General features: G+C 40.7%; 1 pseudogene. It reads right to left on the reverse strand.

Annotated elements, in window-relative coordinates:
- Nucleotides 1-208: 208 nt before the first annotated feature.
- Nucleotides 209-829 (reverse strand): annotated as a pseudogene (locus ABD940_RS22825) (hypothetical protein); the annotation flags it as partial.

Genomic DNA, 829 nt, shown 5'->3' on the forward strand with positions numbered 1-829 from the left:
CCTTTGTTTTCCGTATCGGCAAACTCCAATGACACAGATCCGTTCGTAACATTTGGCTTACTGATTCCGACCTGAGCCTGAACCTGTGAAGCTGACAAAGAAACCATTAATACTACTATTATTTTTTTCATTGTTATTGATTTTAAATTGTTAAAAAGGAGATTGAGAGGTATTGTTTCTCAATCTCCAATCAAAAACTAATTAATATTTAATCCGGACAAGTCTGTGTTGTTAAACAATACCATCCAAACGTAGTTCCTCCATCTTGTGAAGTATACATTTTCATACATTTATTGGTTGTATCATACACCAACATTCCTTCTACAAAATTTGCAGGGGCAATACCTACAGGATTAGCTCCTGAGAATGCCACTCTGTTTGGTACAAAACCTTTGGTTTTAGATTCCAATACAAGATAACCTCCTGTACGGATTCCCGGCCAGTTGTCTCCGGCTGTACCTGCTCTGTTCAGAGAAGTAATACCTACTTTGCTCGCTAATGCAGGATTTCCTACACTTGCAACAGCTCCGGGCTTGTAACAATTAGTTGGACAGCCATTAATAGCAGAATTAGCAGAAGTTCCGACACCTTGTCCCTGATCCGATCCTATATCCGCAGCTCCTCCGGAATTTACAATCGTAGGAACTCCCTGAGTGTCCACACAACTTCCTGATGCGCATAGATTTTGGTTGGATGCTGTAGATCCTGTACCTACACTAAGACCAGGTGCTGCTGTTACCAACATTGAAGCGGTTACGTTTTCATCCCCTTCAATTGCGTCTAAACAACCATCATTATCAGAATCTAAATCAAGATAATCCGGAATACC

It is taken from the genome of Chryseobacterium ginsengisoli (assembly GCF_039542325.1).
In the GTDB taxonomy this organism is placed as follows: Bacteria; Bacteroidota; Bacteroidia; order Flavobacteriales; family Weeksellaceae; genus Chryseobacterium; species Chryseobacterium ginsengisoli.